Here is a 24554-nt window from a genome sequence, read left to right as displayed (position 1 = left end):
ATCCAAATATTGAATTTATCCAAATGTTGGATTAAATTTGGAAAGATTTAAGGGAAGAACTTTAAAAAATCCAGACCAAAATTATTGGCCCTTTATTCTTCCTTTTTTTCCAAATGTTTACAACTGGATCTTTCCAGCTGACTACACTTGGCAAATGCACATGTAAATATAAAATCAATTCTTTTCTGGTGTTTTTCCATGGAGGGTCTGTTGAATCGGTAGTAAATGTAGTTCCCCTCTTTTTTGGCAACAAGTATGTTGGCATTCTTTAGGATTTTCAGATGCTGCGATGCTGCGGGTTGGGTTATGCCCATATTCTGCGACATTTCCGTTACACTGATTTTATCCACTTCTCCTGAGGCTAGTGAATAAATCAGAAGTAACCGGTTGACATTAGCCAGGGCTTTAAGCACTTCCTCCAGTTCTTCGGTAGACTCCAATGTTGACTTGGAATTAATCCTAAGCATAACACATGTTATATAAGTATATGCTTATATACTTTTCTATCATACTGATTTATATAAATATACTATTATAACAATCTATCCACTAATAGTTACATTATCACTGGTAACAACATATCCAGTAACAGCTATGTAATATACCTTGTAAATTCAACAAACAATATAATACCGAACAACACAAGAAGAGCTTGCAACTCTATCTGGAACAGACGAAAGTGGAATTACCATGTATAGACTTGCCCAACAGCACAACCAAAAGGTTTAATTGCAAAAGGAATAAAACAATCCACATTAATAAGCTTAGACCTAATAAAATCGTGTTTTTAGTGATGAATGGAGAAAATAAATACATTATACAGAACAAAACTAATACCCCAGTGTATCTCGCAGACCCCCCCATTCTTGGGAACATTAAAAGAATAGAGGATTCAATGCAACTTATAGTGGGAATGCAATAGTATTAATGAATAACACCAATGATCCACAATTGACAATCTCTTTTTACTTTTTAAAGGAAAAATGTGATACCATGAATAATAACACAAAATTATAATCGTGCTATTGATCATAGCCGTGAGTACTATAAGTTGTCTTCTTGTTTCTGGATTTGGATTAGTTTTTGAAGGCAAAGAGAGTGATTTTTATGCCACCCCGGTTACGGGAGATAATATCTCAGCATATAAAAATTCATGCGCTGAACTTAAATTAACGGATCTATCTAAAAATTATAATGCTTTAAATGGCAAAAATGTAAAAGTAACAGGCCAAATATATCAAAAAGAAGAATATATCCAATTCGACAAAACGAGAAGTAACATCATTCTTAAAGTTGCAGGGCTTTCAGAACCTTATATGATTATTTCATATACTGGGACCCTACCTTACAATACCAATGATACGGTAACTGTTTACGGAGAATACATGTTCCCCACCAGTATCAATTCACTCCCAGAACTATCTAACCAAGATTTGGTAGGAATAAAAGCGGGTTATATTGAAAAAACATAAGATGATTACAGAAATCTTTTTTTCTTTTGTCAAAAATCAGTATAAATAGCCCCCTAAAGGGAAAAGATTATTGGTTTACATATACCTTAGTTTTTTCTTAGCGATAATATAGGAAAGTAAAGACGCATTCTAAAATATAATTATATTAAGTGACAAATAATGATAATTATTATATTACAATCAAAATAAAAAAATAAAAAAAATTACTCAGACAACTTTTCAACCTGTCTGTCAATCTCTTCTAAGGCAGCTTCAGCTGCTTCGTCTGCTAAACTATCTTCTGCCTGGGATAACTCATCTAAAAAGAGTTCTACCTCAACATCCACATCAAGAACGTCTTCTTCAAGGAATTCTACCCTTACTTCCATGTCCAGGACTTCTTTTTTGGATATCTTGGAAAAAATATAGTTTTCTGCGGCTACTGCCGCAGCTTCGGAGATGGTTTCCATCTCCTGGTCAGTTAATTTTCTCAAACTGGTAACCTCAGTTTAACCTTAGTTCAATTCATAGACTTAATTGCCCATACCCGGCTGTTGCATCTGCATGGCACCTTGTAAGGTTTCCTGCATTTCCTGTAACCTTTTCATGACCCTTTCTTCCTGCCGTGCGACAGTTTTTTCCCTTAGCTGCAGGGTTTCCAGTTTTTCGGTCAATTCTTCGGTCAATTCCGGTTTGGGTACTTTGATTAACAAATTTCCTGCTGTTTTGTAAACTTCAGCATCATCTTCCACATTTTCCAGTTCTTCCAGGGCCTTTTCAGTTTCTCTTATCTGGAGATCCACGCTCTGTTTCTGCATGGTTATGGCCTGGGCCTGTTGTTGCATCTGCTGGAATTGTGCTAGTTGATGTTGGATATTTTGGGGAACTTCCATATTTTCACCTCTTATTAAATATAATCTATGATACCTATTTAATTTATAATTCAATGAATTTTAAATCCTTTACTCACTTAATTAGAAGTATTCAATGAATCTGGAGTTTAATTTTTCAATTCTATAATCTGCTGGGAAAGCATTATCCATCGCAGGTAGGAATTCAGGGATGCTCTAATGGATGGAGAATCCATGGCAGTGATAGTAATCTTTAGAATGTTTTCCTGACATTCCACCAAAGTCTGGGTTCTCTCCGAAGGTGAATCCATTAATTCAGGTTCTATCGATCTTAAAATGATTTCTGCTTCTTTTTTAGAATCGAATTCAATTTCTATCTGACTTTCAACTTGTTTAAGTATCATCATCACCTGTTAGTTTCCATCCCTGGAGGTAAATGCGTGGTCCGGTGGCTTGACCATTTTTATCGAAAAACTCCACTAGAGGTATGGATTTTTTCATACTGCTCCTGATGATTACCAGATTTTGATCAGATGGTTTCTTGGAGTCTTCCAGGGGAATGGGGAAAATCTTAGGTGCTAGGGTTGTTAATTCATCCACTTCACATCTTAGGTGAATTTTATCCTTGTTCATGCTTCCCTTGGGAAGGGAGAAGTCCACTGTTAATTGGAGGCTGATAAAGAGTTCTCCATGGTGATAAATCTCAATTCCATTGGGGTTTCCATCCCTTTCAGACACAACTGCCACTCGGTCTTTTTCCATTTCTTTTGCCTTTAAAAAGACATCCCGAAGGCTCATTTTTCCCCGGTTTACAACATGAGCATCCAATGCTCGTTCCAGACCGCGGCAGAAGGTTCTGGTTCTTTGGGATGGTTTTCGTGAAGTGGTGATCAACATACATTTACCAGTATTTTATGAAGGGGTGCCTCTTATGGAGAGGATCTCCTATGAAAAAGATATCTTCAAAGAAGACACCATCAAAAAAAGGATTTTATCGAGCTTTAACTTGTCGCCGAACCGTGGGGATCTCCTTGAAGAGTATCCTGTAACGGCAGCTGGGACATTTAGACTCGGTGTAACCTTTGATATCTACCAGTGTGCCACACTTATCACATTTGTACAATTATAAACCTCCAACGATCCTCTTTATATTCCTGGTAGCGGTTTTACCCATTGGGGTGTGGGGAAGGTATGCTCCACCAGTGAATACAGCACCACATTTACGGCACTTCCATATTCCGGCGGCAGTCCTTTTAACTCCAGGACGGTCACATTTAGGACAGGTGTGATCTTTTTTCATGTTTTCTTCGATGGACTTCACGGTTCTCTTTGCTTTCCTACCGTACCGGGCACCGAATCTTCCGGTTATACCTACTTTTTTAGTTCTTGCCATAATTATCACCTTATTGTTTTTGTTATATTGAATTTTTTTTATTGAAATTGAAAGGAATAGGGATGATATCACCCTAATTACCTAGTTACTGTAACTCTATAGTTTACTGTAATATTTTTGATTTTTGTGGAAGGTCTTGTTTGACTATAAAATGTCTCCAGACTATAGAATGTCTTGTCTAGAGTTTGGAAATATTCACTCGAAGTTCTTTAGTTTTCGTTTGAGCCATTCCAACCGCTTTTAAGACTTCCTCACGTGTGAGGGGGACTGATCCTCCTTTTTGCATGGCACATATGCTTCCATCTGTACGCACTCCAATGGATATTCTGGCATCCAACACATCATCTTCCTCCAGGGAAGGATCTGCCACCAGTTCTCCGCCGATCTTGGCCAGGGTACACATGAGGGGTTGTTCCTTTATGGGAATAGGGACCATTGTTTCGTAGTCAATTACAACTTCATCACCCTCAATGGTGGTGCTTGGTATTTTAGTGTTCATGAGGGCAGCTAAACTACCCAGAACTGCGGCATCCATGAGGTTGCCATCGTAATCCACAATGTGTAGATCCAGGAAGATCATCCAGACCTTCTTACCAGGTATGATCACCAGTTTTTCCAGGTCCACCACTTTTCCTTCTCGGATGCAACGGTCAGTTACCCTGGAAAGTTCCACTGAAGTTTCATTGGGTGGTCCTGCTTCAAAGTTAGGAGCGGCCATTGGAAGGAGTTCGGAGTTGGTTATTAGAACACCTACATTGGGTGTGTCTGGGAATGGTTCACCAATCTGGGGTTTGGCACCCACCACTATCTGGGTGTTGCCTATTTTCACCCGGGCAGAACCTTCTGCTTTCTTGATTACACTTGTTTCCAGACTTATTTCCCGGTACTGGTCCAGGGCTCTTCCATCTGCCCTATCTCCATTTTTGATGAGGTTGGCAACACTTTCCTTTATGATCTGTGGTACTATGCTCTGCACCATTTTAATCACCGTACCTGTTCTTTATGGCATTTTTCTGTTCTTCACTGATGATCTTGCATCCTTTAATGGCCAGATCCAGTGCTTTCTCGAATTCATCAGAGGTTAGGTGTCCATCCATTTGTAACAAGGTTATGTCCCCTGTTCGGGGCATCATGGCAATGGGTAAGTCAGCTTCTCCTTCCTTATCCTCCCATTCAGAGAGGTCCATTACCACTTGACCATCGGCTTTACCAGCGGCACAGGCTGCCACCATGTCCCTCATAGGTATACCTGCATCGGCCAGGGCCACTGAGGCTGCTGTGATACCGGCACACCTGGTTCCTCCTTCTGCTTGCAGGACTTCTATGGAAATATCAATGGTTGATCTTGGGAATTTTTCCAGGAATACTGCAGGGTTAAGTGCTTCTGCAGTGATCTTGGATATTTCCACTGATCTACGATCTGGTCCTGGTCTTTTACGGTCTTCCACTGAGAATGGTGCCATATTGTAACGGCAACGGAGGATGGCCATATTAGGTTTTAACAATCGACGGACGTGCAATTCCCTGGGCCCGTAAACAGCTGCTAAAACTTTGTTGTCACCAATTTCCACATAGGAAGATCCATCGGCTCTTTCCAGAACTCCGGCTTCTATTTTCAAGGGTCTCAGTTCATCGAAAGCTCTTCCATCTGGTCTTTTTTTAGTGCCAGAAGTTATTAGACTTCCTTTATTACTATCTCCAATTAATCTGCTGGTTAGAATAATAATCACCCCTTACTGAATCAATTTTTCCTCAAATTCATCTTCTTCTTTATTTTCTTGTTGTTCTGTTGTCTTTTCGGTTTTTTCTCCGAGAAGTTCCAGTAACATGTCCCTTATTCTGTCAGTGAGGCCGGAGGTGTGTGCTTCGTTTTCAATGGTTTTAACAACTTTTTGCACCACTCTTTCCATTTCTGGTTTTCCTTTAACCCAGACCACTCCGTTTTGACCTACCACTACTTCACAGCGGGTTTGGTCTTTGATCATGTTGATCATGGATCCTTTCTTACCTATGAGTCGGGGTACCTTGGTGGGAGTTATGTTAATCAGAATTCCGCCACGGAATTTACCTAGTCCTCTTCCTTTAAGACCCAGTTTCACCTTTTTCACTTCGTCAACATCCACAACTCGCAGGAAAAGCACATCCCCCACATTGAATGCCCGGTTCAGTTCTCTTTTTTCCTTACCAAAGACTTCTGCTGCAGGCAATATCCCGGAGTAAGGTGAGTTTATGTCCAGATTCCACATGGAGAATCGAATGTCAGTTACCTCACCAATGACCACATCTCCTCGTTTAGGAATGTATTTACTCTGTAAGGGTATTACACTAATTTTTTTATCCCTAACAGCCACCAGACCAACCAGGGAAGAGCATACTTTGTCTTCTTCCTTGAAAGTTCCTCTTCCGGAGTGATAGTCCCCTTCTGCCAGTATCTCACCTGGAACTACTATCTGTTTATCTTCTACTAGTAACACGTTTTGCCTCCTTTATAGGCTAAAAGAAGTTTTAATTATAAGAGTTTGGTTTCCACCTGTCCGTGGGTAATCTCTGAAAGTTTTTGATAGAAATTATCCTGCATACCTCCAGGGATCTCCACTACAGCAACCCATGATCCATCCTGTTGCCATTCTTCTTTCAGGGTTTTTCCAAATTCGGGTATGACCCCATAGACCTTCCCCGTGTCTTCTCCAGGTATGTGGATGGCTACACGTACTTTTTCAAGTTTGATGGGTATTAACCTGCGGATGGCTTTTAGCGTGATGTTCACCTGTTCATCCACACTTTTAAAGGGATCTATCCTGACCTTAGCCTCTTCCATAGCTATTTCAATCCTTCTTGCAGGGTGAGGAAGCTTTGTCTGGGGATTTATAGCATCACGAGCTATTTTAGCCACCACCATCCTCCTTTTATCCTCCTGCATATCCCTACGTTGTTGGGCAGTGAGTTGGACCTGTCCCTTGCGGATGATGAGGACGGCAGCTTCCAGTGGATCAGTGGTGTCAAAGGCTTTATTCATTGCCTCTTCTGATGCTTTATCCCCCTTTTTGGCATCCTTGAAAACCTCTTCAACAGCCAATATCTCTTCAATTTTGATATCTTCTCCCCTTTTAAAATCAGATGCTAGATCTGGATCCACCAGTATCTCGAATCGTTCCCCGTAGTATTCCAGGCGGGCTATAACAGCATCTTCCAGGGTGACCATGATTATTCCTCTTCTTCCTCACCCTCCTTGGATTTGCGGATGAGGAGTTCTTCTACATGTTCTTCAATTTCATCTTCTGTGATTTTGCGGTATTTATGATTGGCTTCTTCAATGACCGCGATTTCAACACTTTCTTTGGTGGTTTTGCCTTCGGTTGCTTCGTAGATGGCATCAAGGGCTAGTTCCATGGCTTCGTTGATTTTCATGTCTTCACTGTAACTTTTTTCAAAGACTTCCATGGCCATGGCTCTTCCTGCCCCGATGGCAGTGGCCTTGTATTCTATTAAAGCACCGCTGGGGTCTGTTTCGAATAATCGGCATCCGCTATCGTTGACTCCCCCAATTATCAGTGCTGAACCGAATGGTCGAACACCACCGTGCTGGGTGTACATCTGTTTCATGTCACAGATCTTTTTGGCCAGCATTTCAACTGGTATGGGTTCGTTGAAGGTGATCTTGTTGATCTGGGACTCCATCCGGGCCTGTTCAATGAGTTTCCTGGCGTCAGCCACCAGTCCTGATGTGGCGGCCCCTATGTGTTCGTCGATCTGGAATATCTTTTCAATGGAGGTGGGTTCCACCAGTTTGCTGCTGGGTCTTTTATCTACCACCAGCACAATCCCCTCTGATGATTTGACACCTAATGAAGTTGTACCTCTCTTTACAGCTTCTCTCGCATATTCAACCTGAAATAGCCTTCCATCTGGGCTGAAAATAGATATACCTTTATCATATCCTGCTGCTGGGAACGGTTGCATATCTTATACCTCTTTTAATTTTTTGATAAAATAATGAAGTTAAGTAAAATTATTAGTTTGGAATTTAAAACCCATTTATACATTTTAATCATCTGATGCCTTCAATTTAATAAAGTTTGTTATTGCAGCTCTGATGGTTCCGGAAATTCCCAGGGTTTGAAAAACCACCCTTTTTCCCCGGAAGTTGGTTATGGTGGGAATGACAGCTCTTGCTCGGTCAACTTCTTCCCGATTACAGCGGATGATCCCCCTGACCATGTTCTTTTCAGGTGCAGGATAATTCCAAACTTTAACCACCCACAATCCCAGTTGGCTGGTTCCACATGCCCCGTAAAGATTTCCGGATGACTCTGTGAACATAGATATCACGTCATCCCTCTCCAGTGGAATTTCTGAGAATGCCTGGAATGCCAGATATCTTTTTTTATCCCGAAGGTGGGTGGGTAATATTTTGAGCTTCATGAACCCTTATTTCTCCATAATAGGTGATTTGATCCCTAATAATTATTTTTCATTTGGATATTCATCCAGAATTCTTTCTAATTCCCATGAAAGATCTGCAGATTGACATGAATTTATTGAATATCATGGATATCATTTTACAAAACGTGCCCCTGGAACTATGATTTTACCCCGGATTCCATTTCTTTTGATGATTTCCTGTGGAGTTTTGGACAGCGCCTCAAAGGCCTCCTCTTTCGTCATCCCAAAACATGCAGCCAGTGCCATCACATCCAGTGGGTTGCGTAGATCATAATTGGTACCGGCATCACTGGTTATTATGGTCGGGAACTTGTATTTGCGATGCAATTTCATTATCTGTCTGAACTGGGTTAAAACTCGGTAACGGTGGTTTGGACTGGTTAAAAGGAAATATTTCAGGTTTAATTCTACCGCAACACTATTTTCAGTGGCTTTAACTGCTAAAACGTGGTTTATGCCACTGTCAAAGCGGGTACGGTAGGGATGGCTTAAAATATCAACTCTAGGGTCCTCTGTGGCTGCTCGGTTTATTTTAAGATCTCCACCATGAACCAGGATAACATCGGCCTTCTTACGGAATTTACTAACCTGTTTTTTAAAGTCTTCCGGATTTCGGGCCTCAATTTCCACACCAATCTGGATAGATGGGAGGTTTTCCCCATTATCAGATTTTATTTTTTCCACGCGTTTACGCAGATTTTTAATGGTTTCCGGCTGATTAATACAATCTCGTGAACAGACCGTCAACACCACTCCACGGTATCCCAGTTTCCCCGCATTTAGGGCAACTTCAGGGCCTCCGTGGATGTGAAAATCAAAAAACATCCTTTCCACCTTATTCCTGGAATATCTGCCTGGCTACTTTCAGGGCCTCTTCCTTACGAGCAGGGTAGGCAGCTATTTTCAGCTTCAGGTGCAGGGAATCACCATGCTCCACTATTTTCAAATCACCAAGGTAGGCGCTTTGTTTATCAAATCTTAGAAAAAGGTTTCCTCTATCATCCATTCGGTGTTCAAGTTCTCTTAAAATCCTTTTTTTAGATGTGGGTTTTAGTGCACCTAGTTTTTCCAGGAAATCTTTTATTTCCCGTTTTTTGGTGATTTTTCCCTGGAGAATGGTAACCTGGTTTTTGTGGTAACCTTCGGTTATTTCCTTGGTTGGTTGGGCTGTGGGGAGGAGGGTAAATAAAGCCTCCCTCACCTTCTCTTCGTTTTCTGTTCCGTAAACAAAGACCCGGTAGGAGAGGTTATGTATCATTACCTTAATTTCTCCGCTCCCTTACCTTTATTCCTGAGACCCCGGTTTTTCTTACCTTCACTGGTTAATCCACGGAATACTCTTCCACGGTGGTGTTTATCACAGATCCAGTTGATTTTAGGGTCGTTCTTGATTACCGGGTGGTTAGGATCCACCAGGATCACTTCGAAAAATTTGAACTTCCCATCTTCCCAGAGCCAGTAGGAGTTTAGAACTTCCAGGTTGGGGTATCTGCGAGCTACCCTTTCTTCAGCTATGCGTTGGATGGATTTTTTAGGGGTTATTTTTTTAACACCCTGCCTTTTAGGCCGGCGACCTGCAGTGAATCGGCTTTTTCGCCTCCCACCACGACGTACACGGATTCTAGCAACTACGTATCCCTTTTTAGCTTTGTATCCAAGGGATCGTGCACGGTCTAGTCGGGTTGGTCGTTCGACCCGGGTAATTACGCTTTCTTTTCTCCACTGGGGAGCTCGCTGTTGCATTAATTCTTTTACGTAAGATTTATCTGGATTTTTCCAGGCTTCTTTTATATAACTGTACATTTAATATACACCTCTTTTGTTCAGCTTTCGCCACATCCATGGGATCATAATTGGTCCCAAAAAAAGTAGGTCACACTCGCCAGATTGGCGGTAACACAATGTTGATCATATGTCCTTAAAAAGGTTGTGCTCCCAGGGGTGAAAATAATTGGTGATGATGATCCCCACACTGTTAAACTTGTTTCTGAATCCGGCTTATATACAATCGTGCCCAAGTATAGGCAACTGCGCTTCCAGCAATATCTCCTGCAACAATACCCCACCATACACCCTGCTGGCCAAAATTAAGGGTTATGGCTAGAATGTAGGCAAATAGGGCTACAAAGAGTAACTGTCTCAGCACGGTGAAGATGAGGGATGTGATTCCCTTTCCCACTCCCTGGAAAACGGAACTGGACATGAGTCCTGGGGGTACGAATATGTAAAATAAACACATCACTTGTAGGAAAGCGGCAATGGTAGGTGCTAGGTAGGCTGTTTCTGGTGAGTAGGCGAATATTTTGGAGATTTGGGGTGCAAATACATAAGTTATGATACTGGTGATAATTGCCACCACTAACCCCACCTTTATAGAGTAGTTGTGAGCTATGCGCAGGTTTTTATATTTTCGCGCTCCGTAGGCCACACCACTAACCGTGACCACTGCGGTTCCCACTGCAGCCATTGGTATTATGGCCATCATCACCACCCTCCACCCGGCTGAATACACGGCCACGGCATCAGTTCCGGCAACTTTAACCAGTATTACATTTAAAATGGCAGTTACTGCAGACATAACCATGAATTCGGCACTGGCAGGCAGTCCAACTCCTAAAATAGATTTAGAAACATTTAAATCTGGTTTGAAGTATTTCCAGGATAAAGTGGCAAAGGTATCCTTCTTTTTAAGGAACCAGTAGAGTATAATCACTGCAACTATTGCCTGGGAGATGAGGGTGGCCCATGCTGCTCCGGCAATGCCCCAACCTGCCAGGTAGATGAGTATGGGGTCCAGAACCATGTTTACCACTGAAGATATGATCATGGCATGCATGGTCCTCTTGGTATCTCCTTCTGAGCGTAGGATTCCGTAGGCAGCACCAGTGAAAAGCATGAGTATGGTACCGGCAAAAGTGACTCTACCATATGAAACTGCCAGGTCAATGGTGTTCCCTGCCCCTAGAACTGAAAGAAGAGGATGTAAAAATAGCTCCAGTAGAATCGTGAGGATCACGGAAATAATAATAGTGATAACCAAAGTATGCATGGCAGTGTTGTTGACACCTTGGGTGTTTCGGGCACCTATGCAGCGGGAGATAGCTGAGGTTGCACCGGCACCTATACCGTTGGACAGACCAACCAGTATCATGAATAGTGGTGTTACAAATCCCACTGCCGCCAGGGCATTTCCACCAAGGCCGGATACCCAGATGGCGTCCACCAGATTATAGGCAGACATGAGTATCATGGCCACAATGAGTGGTCCGGATAGTTTTATTATGGCTTTTTTAGGTTCGCCGGTGATTAAGGCCACACCTTCAGTTTTTTCCACTAAGTCTTCATCTGTTTCTTTTTTTTCATCTCCCCAACTCCCACTAGGATTTGATGATGAAGGTTTGTCCTTTGATGATGATTTATCATTTGATAAAGATAATTTATCCTTTTTCACAATTTTCACTCTCTTTGCATTGATTTTTACATGTTTCAAGACTATTTTCAGCCATTTTTTCCATTCCCTTTAATAGTTCCCCACGTTCTTCATCTGAAAAGCCTTTAAAGATTATATTTTCCCATTTTTTCTCAGCTAGGAGGATTTCAGGTATTAATTCTTCCCCTTCTTTGGTTAGGGAAAGTAGATATCTTCGACGATTTTCCGGATCCGGAACCTTACTAACTCGATTTTTTTCCTCTAATTTCCTGATTGCACGGGCTATAGTTCCTTTGTCAATGTGGAACATTCTGGCCAGGTCATCCTGGGTAATTCCAGGCCGCTTGGAAATGGCTATAATACAGGGTACCTGCCCTTCAGTAAGTTCCAGATGTTTTAACTCCCGGTTCATGAATATGAAATGATTTCGGATTATGATTGATAGAATTCCTCTAAATGGAATGTTTAAAGACATAATTTCACCCAATACTTTTTTTAAAAAATTCAATAATTAAACCTTTATGAATAAGAATAATTGTTCAGGACTATTCAAAAACGTCCTTAGGGATTATTACAAACTTAAAATATCCTAAAGAGAATTATAAACCCAAAAGATGTTAGAAATGAGTATAAAAGCATGAAAATATGGATTATCAAGGAGAATCGAATATTCCTTATCTTCATTAACATTGGATCATATGCCATATAAATATGTTGTCAATGCAACAATTGTCACCACAACTAAAGGGTATAATTACCAGATTACCATTATCATAATTTGTAGAAAGGTAAAAACCTGTACCAATGGATATTAAAAGAAAATTGATTATATTTAAAGGAATAAATTAATAATAACTATTATTATTGAATATTCTAATTTTTCTTCAAAGATTATCTGAAATTTAATCCCTTAATGGAGTAATCTAATCTTTTAACCGGGCTTTCTTAACACTGGAACGTTTTTGATTCTTTTTATCATTACCTATTGCACTGCATATGTATTCTGAGCCGATAATCTTCATTTAAAGTTATCTACTGTTCTTTTTCCACCATTTAGACCAAATATTTGTCTGTATCCCTATTTTCTATTTTGGAAAGGTCTTTTACAGTTTTTGACACTCTGGACACAGATAGGAAGAAGATCCTAAAACATTCATCTTCACGATTTTCACACCGCATCGCTCACATTTCCTGTTTTCAGTTTTTCGATCCATTATCCGGATGTAATTTCCCTTTTTGCCAAATAAATCATATTCACTGGAACTTCCCCTATTTTTCACGGCCTGGTTGATGGTACTGATAATACATTGATATATTTTCTTTTTTTTATCCTCATCCAGGGCATAAACTTTAGTTTTGGGGTGTATCTGAGCTTGGTATAAAATATCGTTGATGTATGCATTACCCAATCCTGAAATTTCACTCTGCAGGTTAAGAACTCCCTTTATTCCCCGGTTTTTATAGCGGGACAGGATATCAGCAAAATAATCATAGGTGAATTCCCCACTAATAGGAGTTAATCCCTGATTTCCCGCGTATTTATGTTCTTCTAACTGTTTTTTGTCTGCTACGAGTAAAAATGCGTAAAGAGACGAGTGGAATGTTAAAAATGTCCCATCTTGGAATTTAAAAAGAATGTGGAATTTTGAGGGTACATGGTCATTTTCCAGGTGATAAATAAATTTTCCAATTATTTCCCCCAATAACAGGAATTTTCCATTCTTAAATTCCAAAAAAATCCATTTACCCTGATTTTTAATGGATTTTAGGGGTGTATTTAATATTTCCCCACTCCTTTCATTCAGGTTGCACATTCCCTGTTTAATTAGGCTTTTGGAACTATCCCCCAGTACGATTTGGGTTATAACTTTACCTTTTAGGGTTTTTTCCATCTGAAGAGACAAACATAATATTTCAGGTAATTCAAGACCGATAAAATCCCCCCTAAATATTTAATCATTTATTTATCTGAACCATTAAAAGAGCACACCAAAAGATTTTTGTTGAAATTCATGTCATTCTTGTTAATTATTGTTCCTGCTATTCATCAGGTTTATTCTTTATAGGTACCAAAAAATCAACTTCAGATTCAGGATCCTCCATGCCCTTATATCGGTTTTTATGGTAGGCAAGTATCATGAATGGATGGGCTTCATCATACTTGGAGCGGGAAAGCCATTCATTCCAGATGTATTCCCCGCCACTGAACATGTCTTCTCCTTTGAAGGTGAAAACTGCATATTTTGTTGGGGGTAAAGCCTTGCAGAACATTTCAATTGGCATTTCATCCAGATTTTCAACCTCGATCCCCACGTACACATAGAATTTCCCAGTTTCAGGGTAATCTTCTGGTTGTAGGTGGAGTTCATAGGCCACATCACCTACAGCCCCTTTCTGCAGTACATCCCCTAATTCCCCATATAATTTATAAAAACGACCCCATAAAACCCCAATTTCGTTATTTACGCTCCATTCTTCATTTGAATGAAAAGGATCCCCATAATAGACACAACCAACTAATTTTAAACTGATTTCCCCGGTTATCTTGATTTTTTGAGGTTTTGGCTGGTCCTGGTTGGAGTTCATCTTTTCTGCCCTTAAAAGTTTTTTTGTGTGGCCAATCATCTGTAAAATCCCATAATCAGTCATGAAAACGAATTTTGATTAGGGAACTTTGATATAAATAGTATTTATTTTCATCTCCTTTATTATTTTATTCTCAAAGGTTAGATCTAAATCTTGTTCTCACAGTTGATCTAAAGATTGATTTCTAAAAAGTAATCCTGGAGTAGATTAACTCTAATCCTGTTTTTCATTTAATTTTAATATTCTCCTTTCCATTGAGGCCATAGGAAAGAAAGCCATACTGGTATCTCAACTTCTTTCACTCGGTCAAATGACGGCGTGTATGGCTTTAGATCGATAATAGGTGTGCCATTAAAGGCATCCATACCCGAAACTTCTATAATCCCTTCTTCTTCATTAACCTCAACTATTTTGCAGGTGGTCAGTGCCAGTGGATTAGGCCGGTACTCTGCCCGGGTGGCAAAAACCCCGGTAGGGTGATTGGTAGCATATGGTGGATTAGTGCGCAATGCAGTTCTGTAATGGGCATTATCAAACTTATCAGCCCACCAAAACACCATGACATGACTGAATTCACCTAAACTCTTTAACCCAGGACGATAGGATCCTGAAATTTCAAGATAGGTTTTGGAATTTTTTATTGATACCTGGCCAATTTTAAAGATCTTAAAATTTTCCGGTTCTTGTTCAATGTCGAAGAATTCTATGCCTGAGCCGGACTCATCCATGCATGACTCTGGAATGATGGGAAACTGTATTTCAGTTAATAGTTCGGTTTCAGGTACTTCTTGGGGGCTGTTAAGGTAAATTTCTCGAGGGACACCGATCATTTCATAGCCATCTTTCATGATGTGCTCCATCATCATTCCATAGGCAGAGCCCACTTCATGATAGGGTCCCTGGTGAAGGGTGGAAAGAACCTGGTGTTGGGGCATTACTTTTATGCTAATCCTCCCTTCACCTTTCACCTCCCCCTCAAAGGGTATTCCCACATCGTATTCCATTTTTTCTGGAGCAACCTCCATGGGACTGGTGTAATAAACAACAAAGGGTGGTTCGGTGATTTGGAGCCCTCTGTTCATCACCCAATCAGCTAATTCACCGATAAGTTCCCCCATATCTTCCACTGACCCTACATAGGATATACTGGCCACTTGCTTTTCCTCAATGGTTTTTGAATCAATTTTCATGGTTTTTCTCCTAACTGCCTTTTAGTATAATTTGGATACCACCCCATATATATTTAATTTTTTACGGAATAGTATTCCATGTTTTAATGAACAATTATGGATCAAAGAAACCTAAAATCAAAAAAAAAACATTCGAAACACCAAAAAGAAAAGTAAACCAATAAATCTGGGAAAACTGTGAATAAAATACCAATTATTGATTCTTTTAATGATAGGTTAAAGAAATTGATGAGTTTAAAGAAAATTATTTATTTTAAAAAAGGATAAAAGAAGTTTATGGATAAAGAAATAGATTCAAACCTCTCGAAAGAGTTTCTATTGAATTCCACAGAAGGGATAGTAACTATTTTAAAGGCCATTGGAAACCTCAATCGATTTAAAATTCTTATTTACTTGTTAGATGGTCCTTCAAGCTTCCAAATGCTCCTTGATGAAACAGATTTAAAAAAATCTGCCCTGGCTAACCATCTCAGCAGACTAATGAACACCGGACTAATTGAAAAAATCCAGCACGGAACCTACTGCCTCACTGAAGATGGAGAAAAATACTTAAAAACCATTGGAAATGCTTATAAAACCAGCCAAATGTTAGGAATGCAGATAACTGAATCAAAAAAACGTAAAAATCTCTCAATGTCCTTTTTAGAACGAAACAAAAAGAAGGATTAATCTTATTTTTAATGTGATATTTAAGCAGATAATTTAAATAAAGCCCTCATTATTAGCAGATTAAATTAGGAGTTAGTCAGGATAACTCTTAATCCCTAATAACTTAATCCTTAACTTAATTCTCTCACCAAAAAATAGAAATTGAAATAAAAAAAGGTGGCTGTAAAGTTTTTGGGTGTTGAAGCAAATTTCACAAAAATTTAAAAAACTTCAGATTTAAATCAAATTCCAGTTATAAACCGTTAAAATTAAGTATAAAGTGAGAATAGATATAATAACATGCCTAATGAAATTATAACTACTCTCAGTTCTAGTATTGCGTCCATGCAACTTAATCTTTTCGATTTTGTTGTGGAAAAACCAAAATTTGATGAAGTTTTAACACGAAGATTTCAAAGGTCTGAAATCACTCGAAACGTGAATAAAAACCTGAATTTACTTTCAAACAATCATTTCGAATATTTAAACCCAATTTGTCCTAATTGTAATTCAAATCATGTGATTAAACAGGAATATCATGAAAGAAACCCCATATTGGCTGATTCAGGACCTCAAAAAATTTATTTGCGACGATATAAATGTAAAAGTTGCAGTAAAAAGTTCACAACAAGCTTAGATTCAGTTATAAAACCTCATCACAGATACGTTAATATTTACAGTGATAAATTAGAGTCTTTGATTCAAACAGGCTATCGTTCGCTGCGTAAATTGGGGGAAGACTTTCAAACGTTCTTTGGAAACTCACCATCACACACAACCATTAAAAAATGGCAAACCATAGAAGTTGAAAAACGAATAACCAACACAATAACACTTTATTCAGGTTACTACGCGTATGATGAGCAGTATATTCGACTTAACGGTAAAAGACACTACCGTTTAACATTATACGACACCATACTCAACATACCAATAGCAGAAGAAATAGCTCCTAAAAGAACTACAGAAGCCATAAAAAGATTTATTGAAGAATCCACAAAAAATCAACCACTGATAGCAATTACAACCGATCATTTCCGAAGATACAAAAGAATAATGGACAAAATTGGTGTGAAACACCAATTATGCATATTTCACCTATTTAAAATGATAGGAAACAGTGTACACAAAATATTAAAGTCCAAAAATGTCTCCAAACGTGAAAAAATAACATTATGCCTTTATTTCACCGACATAAAAAACATATTCCGCACATACAACGAAGAAACATCAATAAACAGACTAGAAACACTACTGGACAAATTCAAAGATATTCCAAAAGTTTTACAACGATACCTCACTAAAAAGATACTTCCAGACTTTCAAAGACTCACACACTTCATGATAAGCCCATTCATACAACGAACATCCAACAAAGTAGAAAATTACTACAGACAAACAGACCCCAACCAAATAAAGAAAATTTACAAAACAATAAAAGGAATACTCAGCTACCTAAACCAAAAAATGAAAAAATGGACAGCTAAACATGGAAAAAATATCAACACCCAATAACTTTACAGTCCCAAAAAAAGATAAAAATTATTCAGTGATGTCGTAGAGTATTTTCATGGCCTTAGTGAATGGAGGGTTTCCTGAAGTTAAAAGAACCACCCGCAAAACATCCACAATCTCATCCCTGGTTATATCAAATTCTTTCATGGCACTTATCATCTGCTTCTTCATGGCCCGGTCATCAGAGGCAGCTGCAGTTATCCCTAAGGCTATGAGTTTCTGTGTGCGATAGTCTAATACTTTTCCCGTGTAAGCTGCTTCATTAAGCTGAACTACTGCTTTAAAGATATCTGGATAGTCTTTTTTAACATGGGCCATTCCTTTACCATAAAAAACGTCTTCTTTCATCTTTTTCCCTCCGAATATAACTTTATCACCTTTAAAATATGTAATTTTTTTCATATATAACTTCCGAATTTTCTAAAATTGCCGTCCTTATCCCGTCCTTATCAAGTATCTTCAAAATTATTGGAGGATATCTAAAAAAAGTTGGAGATATCCAAAAAAAGAGATGTCAAAGAAAAATATTTACAAAAAATTCCTATTTTCTCAGGTTCATCATCTATAAACTTTATGAACAAAAAAAAAAGTAGTATGTCATTTCTAACCTTCATCCTTAAAAATCCTTTCCGCAACAAGACTCGCAGTGCTCTGGCCATTGTTGGAATTGCCATTGGAATTGCCACCATCATTGCCCTGGGAATAGTAACAGATGGTTTAAAGGAATCCACTCAAAGCACCCTCAAATCGGGTGGATCTGATTTCACAGTTACTGAAGCCAACTCTCCAGGCCTGGGATCCAGTAAGATCAATGAAAGCAGGGTGAATGATCTAAAAAATTTTCAAGGGGTGGATGATGCAGTGGGAGTGCTCATAGTCAATCGGGTGGTGGGTGGAGATCTGTTCACAGTGATGGGAATTGAGAAGCAGAGCCTCACAGTGGGAGAGATCAACATCATTGATGGTAATGAATTTTCAGAAAATGGTGATGAGATTATAATCGGTAAACGAGCATCCCCAAGTCTTAACAAAACTGTGGGGGATACAGTTAAACTCTTCAGCCAGGAATTCAAAATCGTTGGTATCTTTGAAACTGGTAGTATGTGGGAAGATGCCGGATCCTTCATGTCTCTTCCCCTTCTCCAGGAGCTTGCTGAAAAGCCAGATGAGGTTTCCATGATCTTTGTAAAAATAAAACCAGACTCTAATCTGGAGGAAATTACCAGTAAGGTGGAGGGTAATTATACTGATGAACTGGTAACCATTAAAACCATTGAAGACTTCAACCGGGTGAACAAGGGACTTGAAACCATTGACAGTGCAGCGTGGGCCATATCACTCCTAGCAATCCTAATAGGAGGTATTGGCGTGATTAACACCATGGTAATGTCAGTTTACGAACGCACCCGAGAGATAGGTGTCTTAAAAGCATCAGGATGGAAGAATCATAGGATAATGATGATGATCATTGGCGAATCCGTGGTTTTAACCCTGGTATCTTATATCATAGGATTAATTATTGGGGTGGGGGTGGTTGAACTCATCTTATCATCACCTTCCATGGGAAGTTTTATCCAGCCAGTTTACTCTGCAGAACTTTTCCTGAAAGCACTGGGAATCGCATTCCTGGTGGGAGTGATAGGAGGACTCTACCCCGCATACAGGGCATCCAGACTGGCACCAACCGAGGCGTTGCGCTATGAATGATGAGAACATTGTGGAGATTAAAAATCTCAAAAAAGGGTTTGATAAAGGAAAGATAACTGCCTTAAATGGTATTGACCTTAATATAAAAAGAGGAGAATTCATTTCCATTATTGGCCCCTCAGGATCTGGGAAATCCACTCTCCTTAACATGATCGGCGCCCTGGACCGGCCTGATGAAGGTACGATAAAAGTGGCTGGATATGATCTCAAGGGTAAAAAGGATCTGAGTGAATTTCGTTCCAGGGAGATTGGTTTCATTTTCCAACTTCACAACCTAATTCCCAATCTTAGTGTGGTGGAGAATGTGGAGATACCCATGTTTGAAAGTGGATTATCTGGTAAAAATATGAGAGAAAAAGCTTTGAAGCTTTTGGAGAACATGAATCTCTCGGATAAAGCCAGTAGAAAACCCACTGAATTATCCGGTGGTGAAAGGCAGAGGGTGGCCATTGCCCGATCCCTAGCCAATGATCCATCCATAATTCTGGCTGATGAGCCCACTGGATCCCTGGACTCTAAAAACGGCCAAATGATCCTGAAACTACTCAAGGATCTCCATGATAAAGAGAAAGTCACCTTGATCATGGTCACCCATGACCTGAATGTGGCTGCATTGGCTGAAAGGACCATTGAAGTCTTGGATGGGAAAATAAAAACTTAATGGAAATTAAAACAGAATTTGATGAAATAAGTCCGAAATTGAGAAAAATAAAGTCCAGCTTGATAATTTTAGAATATATTTATTTTCCCTATTTTTTTCTTCTAGTTCGATGTAAAAGGATTATGGTCTAAACAGTTATAATGGCCCTTTATCAGGATGCCCCTCCCTCATTCCCATTCCTGCTTCTTTTTCCAGTGCACCTTTTTTAAAGAACATTTTAACCAGGTTCTGGGCGTGTTCACGGGCCCGGTTATCAGCCAGGAATTTAAGGTCCTTTTCATCAACTCCCTCATCCTCGTGGACGAATACTTCCAGTATATGGGTGTTGGTTATGAGTTGAGCCTGTATAAGTCCAGTTGATGCCTCATGGGCACATGTTTTATCCATAACCTCAGGTCCGGGCATTCCCAGTGCCATAACCACTTCACAACCCTCTTCTTCAATGAGCTTTTTACAGGCCACCGGAAGGTCCTTAACACCAGGAACAGTTCTTCTGATTATTTTATTGTTGCCCACATGTTGTTTTATCTCATTAATAGCTGCAGAGGCCATGTCGTAACGGGCAAAGGTAGTATCGCAGATTCCAATTTTCATGTTTATCACACTGTAAGATTATGAAAGTTATGTCTTTTTGATTTTAACTTAAGTTTTCGATTTTAGAAGGTATGGATTTTTCTGGATATTGAATTAATTTTATTCTTTGCATATTTGTTGGCACTGGCTTCATATGAATTTTTTTGTAGAAATGAATTATTTAACTGAATGTGAATCAGTAGGTGATGATGAATATGAATCTGTGAGCACATTGAGCCATAGTGCCCAGCCCCTTAGGACTAATCCCTATTTTCAGAGATTATTTCAATAATTATATTAACCATTAAGTCTATAATAATGCTTAATTTACTCTAAAAAATGATTAGGAGGGAGTATTGAAGTGAAAATATACGTGTTTTTAGTTTTCATTCTTGGCCTGGTTGTTGCTGCATCGGGATGTACCATGAGTGGTTGGGGTTCGGGGAATATGATTAACCAGACAAAAGAGGTTAATGGAGTTAACCAGGTGACACTTAATGGAATTGGGACCATTGTACTTCAGCAGGGAGACCAGGAAGCATTGACTATTGAAGCTGAGGATAATATCCTGCCTCACATCCAGAGCAAGGTGGAAGGTAATAAACTTATTATAAGTTATGATACCAACACCCCTACACCCACCAAGGATGTTAAATTCTATCTAACTGTCAAAGACATGACTTCCATAGGTATTTCTGGTGCCGGGAAGATCCAGTCCACTGGTTTCAACACCAAAACCATGAGCATAAACATGGAGGGTGCAGGAGATGGTAACCTGGCAGGGCTGAATCTGGAAAAACTCACCGTAATCATATCTGGAGCTGGAAAGATGGTTTTAGCAGGTAAAGCCACTGAACAGACCGTGACTATCAGTGGAGCTGGTAACTACGAAGCCAAAGAACTGGCAACTGAAACCACCACCATAAACATTGACGGAGCTGGCAAAGGCACCGTAAACGTTAGCAAAGTTCTCAACGCAATGATAAATGGTGCAGGGAATCTGAATTATTTAGGAAGCCCCCAGGTCAATCAGCAAATCAGTAGCGGCAGTTCAGTGAAACAGATAACCTCTTAAAAATCCCCAATTTCTTATTTTTTTATTCACTCTTTTCTTACGAAAATTTTTACTGATATAAAAGTTACTGTTTAGGGATAACTGGCTTCTGATAAAAAAAATGGTTATTGCGATGGAATATGGTCTATTTTTAATGATACAATAAATTCATCCATATATGTCTACAAGAATAATTATTAAGAGTTTATTTGAGATTTTACTTCAAATATCAGATTTCATTGCAAAAAATAATACTACCTATAAAAATATTACAACCAATTGACAAATAGAATATCATGTCCAATGAAGATGAATGGTATCAATTGTCATCAGCGGAGACCTTTGAAATACTTAAATCAAATTTAAATGGACTTACCTCAGAAGAGGCTAAAGATAGGCTTAGAGAATATGGTTACAATGAGTTGAGTTTTAAGAAGATTAACCCATTTTTCAGATTTTTAAAACATTTTAATAATCCCCTGATTTACGTCTTAATTGTTGCCGCCATAGTCACAGCTTTTCTAGGTGATATAATTGATGTCGTTGTCATTGTTGGTGTGGTAATTGTAAATGCTTCCATTGGATTTATACAGGAGGGTAAAGCTGAATCTTCCATTAAAGCTCTGGAGGAAATGATGGTCCAGGAGTGCACTGTTTTGCGGGATGGTGAAAAGGTAGTTGTTAACTCCCGTCTTCTGGTTCCAGGTGATATGGTATTAGTGGAAAGTGGTACCAAAATACCGGCTGATCTACGGATTATTCAGTCTAAAAATTTACATGCAGATGAAGCTCCACTTACTGGTGAGTCTCTACCGGTGCATAAAAATTCTAAGGCATTATCTGACTCTGATCTTCCCCCTGCTGATCAAAAATCAATGGTTTTCAGTGGAACATTCATTACCCAGGGTTCAGGTCGGGGAGTGGTGGTAGCCACAGGCGAATCCACGGAAATGGGTAAGATTGCAGAAATTATGAAGGGAACCCGTGAAATAGTAACTCCCCTTACCAAAAAAATTGAAAAATTCACGGAGATCCTGGTGGTCAGTATCATTATTATTGCCATTGTAAACTTTGCATTTTCTATGTGGTTTGGTTTCGGATTCATCTATTCTTTTATGGCTTCAGCTTCCCTGGCAGTTGCTGTTATCCCTGAAGGTCTTCCCGCTGTTTTAACCATCACCCTGGCCCTGGGAGTTAAAAAAATGGCCCAACATAAAGCATTAATAAGGAAACTTCCTTCAGTGGAGGCTCTGGGCCGGGCTACAGTAATATGCTCCGATAAAACCGGGACCCTTACCAAGAATGAGATGACGGTTTTAAACATCTTCTGCGGTAATAAAACATACCACATCAGTAAAACAGGATATGAGCCTGAAGGAGATTACATTCTTAAGGATAAAGTGGTCAAAGTTTCTGAGGAAGGTGAAGAACTTTCAGAAACACTTAAAGCCGGTTTAATGTGTAACAATGCATCCCTAGTTAAGGAAGATGGTCATTATAAGATCATTGGAGATCCCACTGAGGGTGCGTTGATTGTTTCTGCTTACAAGGCCGGTGTCACTGAAAAATCTACCAGGATGGATGAGATACCTTTCCAATCTGAAAACCAGTATATGGCTACTCTGAATAAAGGGAATAATGAAAACTGGTTATATGTCAAGGGATCTCCAGAAAAAATACTGAAAATGTGTAAAACCCAAATGGTTGAAGGAGAACTACAGGAATTATCGGCGGCGGTTTCTACTGTAGCGGATGAAATGGCCGGTGAGGCATTAAGAGTACTTGGTTTTGCTTATAAACCATTCCCATCAGATGTAACTAAGATCAGATCAGAATATCTGGAAGATCTGACTTTTTTAGGGCTGCAGGGAATGATGGATCCTCCTCGAGAAGAGGTTAAGAATGCCATCGAACGATCAAGGGGGGCTGGGATACGGACAGTGATGATCACCGGGGATCATACCCTAACTGCCCAGGCCATTAGCCAAAAACTAGGTATTGCTTCACAAGAGGAAGAAGTGGTTAATGGTAAAAGATTATCGAAAATGAGTGATGAAGATCTTTATGATAATGTGGAACATGTTTCAGTTTATGCCAGGGTAGCCCCTGAACACAAATACCGTATAACCACCCAACTGCAAAAACGGGGAGAAATTGTGGCGGTTACCGGGGATGGAGTTAATGATGCTCCTGCATTGAAAGCGGCAGATATAGGTATTGCCATGGGAATCACTGGAACTGATGTGAGTAAAGAAGCTTCAGATATGGTTTTAGCAGATGATAATTTTGCCAGTATAGTGAAGGCCATAGAAGAAGGACGTCATATCTTTGAAAACATACGAAAGGTTATTCTATACGCCCTGGCAGCCAATGGAGGGCAAGGCCTGATAATTGTAGGCTCCGTACTTTTAACACCATTCATACCCCTCTTTTTAGTCACATTACCCCTAGAACCTGTGCAGATTTTATGGATTAACCTTTTCGACTCATTATTTCTGGCTTTGCCTTTGATTAAAGAGCCTAAAGAACCAGGTTTACTTAATAATCCCCCTAGGGATCCTGATGAACAGATTGTTAACTTATTATTCCTGAGAAAGGTGGGTTTAGTTTCTCTGGCCATGACTGCCGGAGCTCTATCCATATTCCTGATATTCGGAATGCCAGCTTTAAATAATTCCATGAATGAACTCCTGATAAATCAGGCGCAAACTGCTGCCTTTGCCACAGTTATACTGGTTCATGTCTTCTATCTGGTCACTGCCAGATCCATACATGACTCTGCATTCAACTTCAGTCCCTTCTCAAATAAATGGATTTTATTAGGGATAACTGCTATTTTAGCATCCCTTCTAATGATTATTTACTTAGAACCACTGGAATTCATCTTCAGAACTACTGCCATACCCCTGGATTGGTGGCCACTCATCATCTTATTCGCACTTCCCGGGTTTTTAGTGATAGAAGTGGAAAAATTTTTGGTGAAATTCATCAAAAGGAGAAAGATAGGATAACATAACTCTAAAATCGAGTTTCTAAAAAACCCCCGACATCG

Annotated in this window: 30 protein-coding genes; 7 read left to right on the top strand and 23 right to left on the bottom strand. The window is 39.5% G+C overall.

The window, feature by feature from the left end; translation table 11 throughout:
* Positions 1–92: 92 nt before the first annotated feature.
* Entirely contained in the window at positions 93–467 is a 375-nt protein-coding gene (locus BK009_RS00760; RefSeq protein WP_100904641.1) for an ArsR/SmtB family transcription factor, read from the bottom strand.
* Positions 468–1037: 570 nt separating this feature from the next.
* Between BK009_RS00760 and BK009_RS00750 the strand changes: the two genes are divergently transcribed.
* Positions 1038–1472 carry a hypothetical protein gene (locus tag BK009_RS00750; protein ID WP_157809465.1) on the top strand — a complete coding sequence of 145 codons (435 nt, stop codon included), beginning with the start codon at positions 1038–1040 and terminating at the stop codon, positions 1470–1472.
* Positions 1473–1675: 203 nt separating this feature from the next.
* Here BK009_RS00750 and BK009_RS00745 read toward each other — a convergent pair whose 3' ends face one another.
* From BK009_RS00745 to BK009_RS12290, 20 genes are all read right to left on the bottom strand, one after another.
* The gene (locus BK009_RS00745; protein ID WP_100907560.1) at positions 1676–1945 is read right to left on the bottom strand and encodes a DUF3194 domain-containing protein; all 270 of its coding nucleotides are present in this window, start codon (positions 1943–1945) and stop codon (positions 1676–1678) included.
* A 39-nt stretch (positions 1946–1984) separates the two neighbouring features.
* The gene (locus tag BK009_RS00740) at positions 1985–2344 is read right to left on the bottom strand and encodes a prefoldin subunit beta (RefSeq protein WP_100907559.1); all 360 of its coding nucleotides are present in this window, start codon (positions 2342–2344) and stop codon (positions 1985–1987) included.
* 107 nt (positions 2345–2451) lie between these two features.
* The gene (locus BK009_RS00735; protein ID WP_232727983.1) at positions 2452–2706 is read right to left on the bottom strand and encodes a KEOPS complex subunit Pcc1; all 255 of its coding nucleotides are present in this window, start codon (positions 2704–2706) and stop codon (positions 2452–2454) included.
* On the bottom strand, positions 2696–3199 hold the full coding sequence (locus BK009_RS00730; RefSeq protein ID WP_100907557.1) for a Brix domain-containing protein: 504 nt from the start codon (positions 3197–3199) through the stop codon (positions 2696–2698). The genes BK009_RS00735 and BK009_RS00730 overlap by 11 nt, the downstream gene beginning before the upstream one ends.
* A 94-nt stretch (positions 3200–3293) precedes the next feature.
* Positions 3294–3425: an Rpo12/RPC10 RNA polymerase subunit family protein gene (locus tag BK009_RS00725; protein ID WP_100904648.1), complete on the bottom strand. Its 132-nt coding sequence runs from the start codon at positions 3423–3425 to the stop codon at positions 3294–3296.
* On the bottom strand, positions 3426–3695 hold the full coding sequence (gene rpl37A, locus BK009_RS00720) for a 50S ribosomal protein L37Ae (protein WP_100907556.1): 270 nt from the start codon (positions 3693–3695) through the stop codon (positions 3426–3428).
* Positions 3696–3873: 178 nt separating this feature from the next.
* The gene (gene rrp42 / locus BK009_RS00715) at positions 3874–4674 is read right to left on the bottom strand and encodes an exosome complex protein Rrp42 (RefSeq protein ID WP_100908764.1); all 801 of its coding nucleotides are present in this window, start codon (positions 4672–4674) and stop codon (positions 3874–3876) included.
* A 1-nt stretch (position 4675) separates the two neighbouring features.
* Positions 4676–5371, bottom strand: coding sequence for an exosome complex exonuclease Rrp41 (gene rrp41 / locus BK009_RS00710; protein ID WP_198517229.1), 696 nt, complete (start codon positions 5369–5371; stop codon positions 4676–4678).
* A gap of 57 nt (positions 5372–5428) precedes the next feature.
* Positions 5429–6169 carry an exosome complex RNA-binding protein Rrp4 gene (gene rrp4, locus BK009_RS00705; RefSeq protein ID WP_100904652.1) on the bottom strand — a complete coding sequence of 247 codons (741 nt, stop codon included), beginning with the start codon at positions 6167–6169 and terminating at the stop codon, positions 5429–5431.
* Positions 6170–6204: 35 nt separating this feature from the next.
* Positions 6205–6897: a ribosome assembly factor SBDS gene (locus tag BK009_RS00700; protein WP_100904653.1), complete on the bottom strand. Its 693-nt coding sequence runs from the start codon at positions 6895–6897 to the stop codon at positions 6205–6207.
* Between the two features lie 2 nt (positions 6898–6899).
* Complete coding sequence (psmA, locus tag BK009_RS00695; RefSeq protein ID WP_100904654.1) at positions 6900–7655, bottom strand: archaeal proteasome endopeptidase complex subunit alpha; 756 nt, start codon at positions 7653–7655, stop codon at positions 6900–6902.
* Positions 7656–7739: 84 nt separating this feature from the next.
* Entirely contained in the window at positions 7740–8117 is a 378-nt protein-coding gene (locus BK009_RS00690; RefSeq protein WP_100908763.1) for an Rpp14/Pop5 family protein, read from the bottom strand.
* A 132-nt stretch (positions 8118–8249) separates the two neighbouring features.
* Entirely contained in the window at positions 8250–8963 is a 714-nt protein-coding gene (gene rnp3 / locus BK009_RS00685) for a ribonuclease P protein component 3 (RefSeq protein ID WP_100908762.1), read from the bottom strand.
* 10 nt (positions 8964–8973) lie between these two features.
* Positions 8974–9396: an RNA-binding protein gene (locus BK009_RS00680; protein WP_100908761.1), complete on the bottom strand. Its 423-nt coding sequence runs from the start codon at positions 9394–9396 to the stop codon at positions 8974–8976.
* Positions 9396–9941, bottom strand: a complete 546-nt coding sequence (locus BK009_RS00675) for a 50S ribosomal protein L15e (protein ID WP_100908760.1) — start codon at positions 9939–9941, stop codon at positions 9396–9398. Before BK009_RS00675 ends, BK009_RS00680 begins: the two co-directional genes overlap by 1 nt.
* A 172-nt stretch (positions 9942–10113) precedes the next feature.
* On the bottom strand, positions 10114–11589 hold the full coding sequence (locus BK009_RS00670; protein WP_100908759.1) for an MATE family efflux transporter: 1476 nt from the start codon (positions 11587–11589) through the stop codon (positions 10114–10116).
* Positions 11576–12043: a MarR family winged helix-turn-helix transcriptional regulator gene (locus BK009_RS00665; RefSeq protein ID WP_100907555.1), complete on the bottom strand. Its 468-nt coding sequence runs from the start codon at positions 12041–12043 to the stop codon at positions 11576–11578. The genes BK009_RS00670 and BK009_RS00665 overlap by 14 nt, the downstream gene beginning before the upstream one ends.
* A 628-nt stretch (positions 12044–12671) precedes the next feature.
* Positions 12672–13481, bottom strand: a complete 810-nt coding sequence (locus tag BK009_RS00660) for a zinc finger domain-containing protein (RefSeq protein WP_335645306.1) — start codon at positions 13479–13481, stop codon at positions 12672–12674.
* Positions 13482–13608: 127 nt separating this feature from the next.
* On the bottom strand, positions 13609–14193 hold the full coding sequence (locus BK009_RS00655) for a GyrI-like domain-containing protein (protein ID WP_236950999.1): 585 nt from the start codon (positions 14191–14193) through the stop codon (positions 13609–13611).
* A gap of 197 nt (positions 14194–14390) precedes the next feature.
* Positions 14391–15344 carry a TrmO family methyltransferase domain-containing protein gene (locus BK009_RS12290; protein ID WP_157809674.1) on the bottom strand — a complete coding sequence of 318 codons (954 nt, stop codon included), beginning with the start codon at positions 15342–15344 and terminating at the stop codon, positions 14391–14393.
* Between the two features lie 276 nt (positions 15345–15620).
* On the opposite strand from BK009_RS12290, the gene BK009_RS00645 reads away from it, so the two are divergent.
* Together BK009_RS00645 and BK009_RS12285 are read left to right on the top strand one after the other, a co-directional pair.
* Positions 15621–16013, top strand: a complete 393-nt coding sequence (locus BK009_RS00645) for an ArsR/SmtB family transcription factor (protein ID WP_100908757.1) — start codon at positions 15621–15623, stop codon at positions 16011–16013.
* Between the two features lie 279 nt (positions 16014–16292).
* Entirely contained in the window at positions 16293–17507 is a 1215-nt protein-coding gene (locus tag BK009_RS12285; RefSeq protein WP_157809673.1) for a transposase, read from the top strand.
* A 27-nt stretch (positions 17508–17534) separates the two neighbouring features.
* Here BK009_RS12285 and BK009_RS00635 read toward each other — a convergent pair whose 3' ends face one another.
* Positions 17535–17855: a carboxymuconolactone decarboxylase family protein gene (locus tag BK009_RS00635; RefSeq protein ID WP_100909694.1), complete on the bottom strand. Its 321-nt coding sequence runs from the start codon at positions 17853–17855 to the stop codon at positions 17535–17537.
* Between the two features lie 141 nt (positions 17856–17996).
* Here BK009_RS00635 and BK009_RS00630 point away from each other — a divergent pair, with 141 nt between their 5' ends.
* Positions 17997–19214 (top strand): ABC transporter permease, encoded by a 1218-nt coding sequence (locus BK009_RS00630; protein ID WP_335645298.1) that lies wholly within the window; start codon positions 17997–17999, stop codon positions 19212–19214.
* On the top strand, positions 19207–19875 hold the full coding sequence (locus BK009_RS00625) for an ABC transporter ATP-binding protein (RefSeq protein ID WP_100904662.1): 669 nt from the start codon (positions 19207–19209) through the stop codon (positions 19873–19875). Before BK009_RS00630 ends, BK009_RS00625 begins: the two co-directional genes overlap by 8 nt.
* A 135-nt stretch (positions 19876–20010) precedes the next feature.
* On the opposite strand, the gene ribC is transcribed toward BK009_RS00625, so the two are convergent.
* Complete coding sequence (gene ribC / locus BK009_RS00620; RefSeq protein WP_100907553.1) at positions 20011–20469, bottom strand: riboflavin synthase; 459 nt, start codon at positions 20467–20469, stop codon at positions 20011–20013.
* A 340-nt stretch (positions 20470–20809) separates the two neighbouring features.
* Between ribC and BK009_RS00615 the strand changes: the two genes are divergently transcribed.
* Positions 20810–21523, top strand: a complete 714-nt coding sequence (locus BK009_RS00615; protein ID WP_100904663.1) for a head GIN domain-containing protein — start codon at positions 20810–20812, stop codon at positions 21521–21523.
* A 275-nt stretch (positions 21524–21798) separates the two neighbouring features.
* Complete coding sequence (locus tag BK009_RS00610; RefSeq protein ID WP_100908755.1) at positions 21799–24513, top strand: cation-translocating P-type ATPase; 2715 nt, start codon at positions 21799–21801, stop codon at positions 24511–24513.
* Positions 24514–24554: the final 41 nt, after the last annotated feature.

The organism is Methanobacterium subterraneum (genome assembly GCF_002813695.1).
Taxonomy (GTDB): Archaea; Methanobacteriota; Methanobacteria; order Methanobacteriales; family Methanobacteriaceae; genus Methanobacterium; species Methanobacterium subterraneum.
The sequence above is the reverse complement of the archived record's forward strand: the minus strand, read 5'-3'. Positions and strand labels throughout refer to the sequence as shown.

Coding starts and splice junctions, on each gene's coding strand:
- psmA (WP_100904654.1), bottom strand. CDS start 7,655: ATGCAACCGTTCCCAGCAGCAGGATATGATAAAGGTATATCTATTTTC.
- BK009_RS00665 (WP_100907555.1), bottom strand. CDS start 12,043: ATGTCTTTAAACATTCCATTTAGAGGAATTCTATCAATCATAATCCGA.
- rpl37A (WP_100907556.1), bottom strand. CDS start 3,695: ATGGCAAGAACTAAAAAAGTAGGTATAACCGGAAGATTCGGTGCCCGG.
- BK009_RS00635 (WP_100909694.1), bottom strand. CDS start 17,855: ATGAAAGAAGACGTTTTTTATGGTAAAGGAATGGCCCATGTTAAAAAA.
- BK009_RS00625 (WP_100904662.1), top strand. CDS start 19,207: ATGAATGATGAGAACATTGTGGAGATTAAAAATCTCAAAAAAGGGTTT.
- BK009_RS00760 (WP_100904641.1), bottom strand. CDS start 467: ATGCTTAGGATTAATTCCAAGTCAACATTGGAGTCTACCGAAGAACTG.
- BK009_RS00690 (WP_100908763.1), bottom strand. CDS start 8,117: ATGAAGCTCAAAATATTACCCACCCACCTTCGGGATAAAAAAAGATAT.
- BK009_RS00655 (WP_236950999.1), bottom strand. CDS start 14,193: ATGATTGGCCACACAAAAAAACTTTTAAGGGCAGAAAAGATGAACTCC.
- BK009_RS00700 (WP_100904653.1), bottom strand. CDS start 6,897: ATGGTCACCCTGGAAGATGCTGTTATAGCCCGCCTGGAATACTACGGG.
- BK009_RS00680 (WP_100908761.1), bottom strand. CDS start 9,396: ATGATACATAACCTCTCCTACCGGGTCTTTGTTTACGGAACAGAAAAC.
- BK009_RS00610 (WP_100908755.1), top strand. CDS start 21,799: ATGTCCAATGAAGATGAATGGTATCAATTGTCATCAGCGGAGACCTTT.
- ribC (WP_100907553.1), bottom strand. CDS start 20,469: ATGAAAATTGGAATCTGCGATACTACCTTTGCCCGTTACGACATGGCC.
- BK009_RS00740 (WP_100907559.1), bottom strand. CDS start 2,344: ATGGAAGTTCCCCAAAATATCCAACATCAACTAGCACAATTCCAGCAG.
- rnp3 (WP_100908762.1), bottom strand. CDS start 8,963: ATGTTTTTTGATTTTCACATCCACGGAGGCCCTGAAGTTGCCCTAAAT.
- BK009_RS00675 (WP_100908760.1), bottom strand. CDS start 9,941: ATGTACAGTTATATAAAAGAAGCCTGGAAAAATCCAGATAAATCTTAC.
- BK009_RS00735 (WP_232727983.1), bottom strand. CDS start 2,706: ATGATACTTAAACAAGTTGAAAGTCAGATAGAAATTGAATTCGATTCT.
- rrp42 (WP_100908764.1), bottom strand. CDS start 4,674: ATGGTGCAGAGCATAGTACCACAGATCATAAAGGAAAGTGTTGCCAAC.
- BK009_RS12290 (WP_157809674.1), bottom strand. CDS start 15,344: ATGAAAATTGATTCAAAAACCATTGAGGAAAAGCAAGTGGCCAGTATA.
- BK009_RS00730 (WP_100907557.1), bottom strand. CDS start 3,199: ATGTTGATCACCACTTCACGAAAACCATCCCAAAGAACCAGAACCTTC.
- BK009_RS00645 (WP_100908757.1), top strand. CDS start 15,621: ATGGATAAAGAAATAGATTCAAACCTCTCGAAAGAGTTTCTATTGAAT.
- BK009_RS12285 (WP_157809673.1), top strand. CDS start 16,293: ATGCCTAATGAAATTATAACTACTCTCAGTTCTAGTATTGCGTCCATG.